This window comes from Pseudoalteromonas sp. Isolate6, from assembly GCF_022398435.1.
In the GTDB taxonomy this organism is placed as follows: domain Bacteria; phylum Pseudomonadota; class Gammaproteobacteria; order Enterobacterales; family Alteromonadaceae; genus Pseudoalteromonas; species Pseudoalteromonas galatheae.
Window position 1 is genome coordinate 1 of record NZ_JAKEVK010000219.1, and the last position, 7,318, is coordinate 7,318.

The following is a 7,318-nucleotide window of genomic DNA, read 5'->3' on the forward strand; positions in this document are numbered from 1 at the left end:
ATACTTAACTAGGTAATAATTCAAAGCGGTGGTGTAATACTTGAATCAAAAGCAAGCGCTCATAATAACCATAGCCCTAGGTGTACTAGGTGGGCTGGCCAATCTGTTGCCAATTTGGTTTCTAGATAGCTCTGAGTTTCTATTTGGTCAGTTATTTGTTTTGTTTATCCTGCTGCTATTCGGGTGGCAGTACGCCATCATTGCTGTGTTAATCGGGGCTGGGTTCATTTGGTATCGATGGGAGCATGCTTGGCCCTCAGTAGTTTTTTTCTTCGAAGTATTGTGGCTACACTTTGTCTGCGTCCGTTTCGCCAAGCCATTTTTTGTTCGGGGTATTTCTTATTGGATTTTGCTGGGTTTACCAGCCTTATTTATTTTTGGTTACTTTGCCCTTGAACTGCCGTTACTCGTTATATTCACTGCACTAGCTAAGTACCTTATCAACGCCGGTATCTGCTTGGCAGTAGTCGACTTGCTGAGCTTTTTCTTTACTCGAAGTAAATGGCAAGGGATGCCGCTCAATCAAATTCTTAATTCTACAGTCAACCTAGTTATTGTTCTGGTTGTATTGATGACGACCGTTGTGCTGACAAACAATTACTATAAACGAATCGAAACTGAGATAAAAACTCAGCTTGAAGAGGCCTCCGGCTCTATCATTGCTCAAATTGATGATTATTTAGATGCTTATCGTCGGGCGATGGTGATATCTGCCTCTGATGTGTCTTTAGGAATTAATGCTGATTATGTCATCGAGCGCTTGTTAGAAACACATGCTAATTTTAGAACGGCGATTGTTGCTGACGAGCAAGCCAACGTTACTCACCTCTATCCTCAGCAATTTGCAGAGACGATGAAGGGGACAAACGCCAATGTTTCAGACAGAGACTATTTTATTAAAGCACCTGAACACCCCGACGGATTTGTGTCAGGAATATTTCAAGGGCGTGGCTTTGATGAAGCTCCTATTGTCGCAATTTCAGCGCCAATCTTTATCGAAGAAGAGTTTAGAGGGATTGTAGAAGGCTCTTTAATATTTGGCTCATTTGAACGCTTCATTCCAAAAATTCTTGCTGAAGACGCTAGCTTGATTGTGTTGGATAAGCATAAAAGGGTCGTCTACAGCTCGTTAAAAACCGAATTTAAAACCTTGGATATGCCAAGTGATGCGGTATTACAAGCCTTGTTTGACAAGGAGGCATCAACTTTTGAAGACTCTACTGAGCAAATCTTATTTAAGCAAACTGCGGTATCAAAAAAATATGAATGGTCAGTTATCACTATGCTTGACCGTAAATATCTTAACTTAGTTGCTGCTGAAGCCTGGTCAGATGCGTTGGGACTTGCGCTTGCGATTATTGTATTGAGCTCTATTTTTGTACGTCAGCTTACTCGTCTACTCGTACGTCCTATTGTTGCATTGAGCCACGATATTCGAGCGTATGAGCCTTCAACGCTCATTGAAAACTCCGCCAATGCCGATAGCAGCTTCCTAGAGATTATCGAGCTACAGCAGCAATTTAATCAGTTGGCTTTTAAGTTAACGCTAAGTTTTACAAAGCAAAACCAAGCCAGCCTGGAAAATGAAAGACTCAACCGCAAGCTTACCGACTTTAATCGTGAGCTTGAGCAACAGGTTGCTGAAAAAACCGAAGAGCTTACCAAAGCGGTAGAAGCCGCTAACGCTGCCAATCACTCAAAGAGCCGATTCCTTGCAAACATGAGCCACGAAATCAGGACCCCGCTAAATGGCATCATAGGGATGGCGGATAACTTGATAAGAGACGATAGCCTTAACAGCGAGATAGCAGATCAAATAACAATAATACGGCAGTCGGCAAAGAACCTAATGCTCATCCTCAATGATATTTTGGATTACTCTAAAATTGAAGCCGGAGCATTGAAAATAGAGCGTCGGGTAGTGAACTTACAAGAAATGCTCGATAGTTTGGTTAGCATTTTCAAGATTTCAAACGTCAGGTATGGTGTTGAATTTAAGTACGAAAAGGGGGCTGGGCTACCTACATATCTTGAATTAGATGAACTGCGTGTGTCGCAGGTGATAAATAACTTGCTCAGCAATGCTGGTAAGTTTACTAATAAAGGGCACATAAAATTTACCGTTCACTACGAGAGCGGGAGACTAAAGTTTGTTATCGCTGATACAGGGATTGGTATTTCAAAGGCACAGCAAGAAACGTTGTTTCATGAGTTTACTCAAGCAGATCTGTCCACCACAAGAAAATTTGGTGGTACTGGGCTTGGTTTAGCTATTTCTAAAAAGCTAGTCGAAGCGATGAATGGTGAGATAAGCATTCACAGTGAACTTGGGCTCGGTAGTAAATTTTATGTAGACATTCCAGCCTTAAAAGGGCAAGGAGTTAAGACAGAGCAGCAAGAAGTTGGGGCTCCTGATTTCAAAGGCATTGATATTCTATTGGTAGAAGACAATAAAATTAACCAAGTGGTTGTTGGCAAGTTGCTGGAGAAAACAAACTGTTTGTTGGATAAGGTGGACGATGGAGTTGAAGCATTAGTTGCGATGAAAGCGAAAAACTATGCATTGGTTTTAATGGATTGCCAAATGCCAAATATGGATGGCTTTGCTTGCACCAAAGCTATCAGAAATGAGCCAAGCATATACGGTAATCCATATATTATCGCGATAACAGCTAATGCCTACGAAGAAGATAAACAAAAGTGTATCCAAACAGGAATGAATGATTTTATTGCAAAACCCATTGATATTAACGAGCTCTATCAGAAACTTAGTGCATGGCAGCGCCTAGAATTATCTGATAGTGAAACAATAGGTAAGGGCTAACTTATTGTGTTGGCCCAGACTAACTTAATTAACATACGAATTCTCTTTCAAGCCCGTGAGCGTGCATGAAGCTCGTAAAATGCTAGTAAATCGTCAATCGCCATGGGTTTTGCGAAGTGATAGCCCTGCATATATTCACAGCCCACTTCTCTTAGGTAGTTAAGTTGAGCTTTTGTCTCAACACCTTCTGCAATGCACTTCATGTTTAAGCTCTGCGCCAGTAAATAAATGGTCCGAATGATAGATTTATTCGCAGGCTTTGCGCTCATATTACGTACGAACCCCTGATCGATTTTTATAATGTCAAGCGGGAACTCATTCAGATACGTAAGTGAAGAAAAACCAGTGCCGAAATCATCAAGCAACAATACAAAGTCTGCTCGCTTCATTTCGTTGATAGTAGCTCGCGCCTTAACCATATCAGACATAAAGATTGACTCGGTGATCTCAAGTCTTAAGCACCGATTTGTAAGGCCATGTGCTTTCAAAATTTCAGTGAATTGGTGCGCAATATCTGAGCGTAAAATATGTACCGCGCTTAAATTAAGAGATAGATAAAAGCCTGGCTCTTGTTTAAATAACGGACGCAATTCTATTATGGCTCTGATAAGTGCTTGCTCAGTCAAGGTTTCAATCAACCCGCTTTCTTCTGCAATCGGAATAAAGTCGTTTGGAGGGATCAGCATATCGTCATTGCGCCAGCGCATAAGTAATTCGACCCCCGCAAGCTGGCCTGTTGTGGTATTGATAATAGGTTGATAGTGATTAAAAAACTCCCCATCTTTAACAGCTGTTTTCATTGCTGTTTCTAACCGCAGCTTTTTACTGATCTCTTCATTCATTGACTCCGTAAAGAACTTAAATGCATTTCTTCCGGATTGTTTTGCATGGATCATGGCGATATCAGCATTGCGGATCAAGGATTCTGAGTCTGGCGCATCGAATGGGTAAACAGCAATACCAATACTGGCAGATACACTCATGGTGATCCCATCAATTTCGATACGCTCAGGTAAGCGCTTCACCAAACGTGTGACTAATTCACTCACATATTCGATACTAGGGAAGGACTTAATTAGCACCAGAAACTCATCACCGCTCTGCCTTGCTAAAATACAGTTATTATTTATTTGTTCTTGGATGCGTTTAGTTATAGCAACCAGTAATTTGTCCCCAATATGGTGTCCATAAGCATCATTTATTGGTTTAAACCTGTCTAAATCAATAAATAATAGGGCACAGCTCTGCTGTGTGTTGTTTGCGTTAAACAGTGCAAATTCGATGTGTTGTAGCATGAGGCTACGATTCGGCAGCTCCGTCAAAGCGTCGAAATTAGCGAGGTATCTTAGTTCATTCTCAGCTTTTTTTTGCTCTGTGAGATCGGTAACAACTACCACGAAATATTGAAGGTTTACGTTGTCCTTGGAAATTGCGCTAATGCTAAGTTGAACTGGGTGTACTTTATCCCAACCGTCTGTAACTTGTACTTCTTGCCTTAAATACTGATTCGGTCCAAGAGATTTTAAGTTGGCAATTAAGCTATGGAATTTCTTTTGTCCAATAGCATTAACAAAACGCTCAGTAGTTAAGTCATTTAACGCTTCATTTTCTTGCAATTGAAATGCCCGACAAAAGCTACTATTGACAGAAATAGGTTGTAAGCTCGGATCTAAGATCAAAATCCAATCATTTACTTGGCTGAAGGCTTCGCCCAACATGCTTGCGCGCATCTGGTTCGCTTTTTGCGTGGTAACATTAGTATAAATACCGTGTAGCTCGGTAGCTTTACCTTGTGAATCAAACTCTGCGACTTGACCAAAGTCGTGAAACCAGTGCCAGTTGTTATCAGCACAACGCAGCCGATAAGAGAGAGAAAGCTGTTCTTTAGTCGGGTTAGAAATAAACTTCTTCCAAGCAAGTTCGACAAGTTCTCTATCATCTGGGTGAATGGCGTTATAGTGCTCTTGAAGTGTCATCGTATCGCTCTCAAAGCCAAGTGCCTCGGCGCGTTGCTGGGTGATCTGGCGTGCTGCCAGATCTGCCGACCAAACGCCGCTCTTGGTTGATTTCAAGGCAAGTTTGGTCTGTCTTCCTGCTTGTGTCACGGCCCTCAGTGCTGTCTCAAGTTGACGTTGCTTTTGCTGGTGTTTGGTAACGATCAACAATATAAGCACGAAAGCTATTAGACTATATAAAGTTAGTGCAACAGGCGAGCGCCATGGTGAATGAGCGACATTAAAACGCAAGTTGATTACATTGCTAAGATCATCACTGTTAAGCGAGCGCGGCGAAATGATTAATTGATAGTCGCCGGGGAGTATTTGATTTAAAAATACTTTATTTCGTTTTAGGCTTGAAAATTTAAGTGCACTTGGGCCAAGTAACGATGCTTGATATTGGATGTGATGGTCGCCATTGAAGTCAAAGTCGGAAAACTGCAGCTCTATGCCCATGTCATCAAACTTAAAATCAAGTGCTTGCAAAATTGCGTCAGGTGCTAAGTAGGTCTGATCTCTGCTTAGGATATCCATTTGAGTGAGCAGCAGTGGTCTTTTTTTCACGACGCTATCAGCAAATTGCTCTGGATCGAAAGAGATAGCGCCGTTGACCGTACCGAACATAAGCTCTCCAGATCGAAGTGCTGCTGCAGCGCCTCCGTTAAACTCAGGTGTCGGCAAACCCTGAGTCGTTCCAAAGGTTTCTAATGTTTTATTTATTGGATCAAACTTAAACATACCCCGTTGGCTGCTGGCCCAGATCATGCCATCTCTATCTAACTGCAGATTGTAAATTGCATTACTCATCAAGCCCTGATCGGTTGTCAGCTTGTATTCTTCAGCGTAGGTGTCTTTATTAAGCCCGATGAGACCTTCTGTTGAGGTTGCCAACCATAACGTTCCAGCTTTGTCTACTACCCAACTATTGACGGCAGAAACTAGATGTTTATCGGACTTACTATAAACCATAGTTAGTGAGTCTGTTGACTCACTGTATTTGACCAGACCTGTATTAGTACTTATCCAATACTCTGTTTTTGTGCTATCCAACGGCGGAAGAAACAAAAAGCTTTGAGCTGCTGCTAGCTGTTTGGATAACCCAGCTAATGCCCGAACTTTATTAGTCGCTGCATTATATTCGTAAAATCCATTGTTATTGATGAATGGAAACTTGCTTTGAGAGTACTTGGCTATTCCCCAACTATATGGCTCAAGTTTGTCACCGTTTTCAAGCATAATTGGGCTCAGCTGTTTTGTGCTGATGTTAAATAGCGAGGTCTCTTGAGTTGTTTGGATTAAAAAGGTATTTTCATCGAAATGGGACGAATTAAAAATAGAGTATACGGCATCTGCTCCATACAAAGCTTTTGAGTCTCTATTTTGTAGATAGCTAGATTTCAATTGGCGGGTACTTAAATCAAACTCGTTAATGCCGTTATCTGTACCAAGGAGCACTGTGTTTTTGTTGGTAGGGTGAATCGACCAGATATTGTTATTGGCAAACCTATCTTGAGTACTTATGAATTTGGTAAAACGCAGCGAGCTGGAAGGCCATAAATATGCACCGTCGTTATATGTACCCATCCATAAGTTATTATTTTTATCCGCATATAGGTGGGTAATACTTGGGTTCGTTAGCCTGTATTGGCCTTCCGTCAAGGAAAGCACTTTCGAGCTGCTCTTGTCTCTTCTGTCAATGAGGTATAACCCATCCTCTGTCGCAATAAACTCTCCAAAGGGAGTGATTTGATGCCCCCAAATATTCCTTTCAGGAACAAGCGTATAGCTTTTTGAAGCTACAAGTGTTTGGTTCTTGATAGGAATAACAAACAAGCCTTCTACAGTGCCCACAAGTAGTCCTAAAGAAGGATCACGCTTTAGTAGCTTCACATCGTGGCTTAACTCTGAATCTGACTCTGTATAGCTGAGCTGCTCTACGTTTCCTGTAGCAAGTGAATAGCTGAATAAGCCTTCGGTCGTTCCAACTATTACAAAATTACCAATAACTGTGATAGCTCTTATATGATTGCTGGGTTTAAAGTGGACTAGTAACTCAGATTCAAATGTATTTCGGTTAAGTGAATAAAGGTCGCTTTCAATAGAGAAAATAATGCTTTCTCTTTGAGTGGTGGCGGTGCTAATGGGTTTTGAAATAGCGTTATTATCTTGGCGTTTACCATCATAAATTCGCTTGCTTGTGTAATCATTAACGTTAAACAGGAATGCGCCATCTACACCGGTCGAAATCAGTAATTCATCGTTCGAAATATTGAATAATCCAACTATTTCTCTCTCATCAAAGCCCATAGAGGCTTCAATACTAACGAGTTGATTACCATCATAACGGTTTAACCCTTGCAGGGTGCCTATCCAAATGAAGCCATGTTTATCTTGTGTTATAGCGGTGATTGCAGACTGGCTTAACCCTTCTTCAACAGAGAAACGAGAAGTATAGTGACCGAAGTTATGGGCTTGGCTAGGCGCGATTATGCAACAC

The 7,318-nt window shown here is 41.5% G+C and carries 2 protein-coding genes; one reads left to right on the plus strand and one right to left on the minus strand.

Annotated features, from left to right (window positions below; genetic code table 11):
- Window positions 1-40 precede the first annotated feature (40 nt).
- Window positions 41-2,824 carry a hybrid sensor histidine kinase/response regulator gene (locus L1D50_RS19815; RefSeq protein ID WP_239966649.1) on the plus strand — a complete coding sequence of 928 codons (2,784 nt, stop codon included), beginning with the start codon at window positions 41-43 and terminating at the stop codon, window positions 2,822-2,824.
- A 47-nt stretch (window positions 2,825-2,871) separates the two neighbouring features.
- On the opposite strand, the gene L1D50_RS19820 is transcribed toward L1D50_RS19815, so the two are convergent.
- The coding region (locus L1D50_RS19820) for an EAL domain-containing protein (protein WP_239966650.1) at window positions 2,872-7,318 on the minus strand (4,447 nt) is incomplete at its 5' end.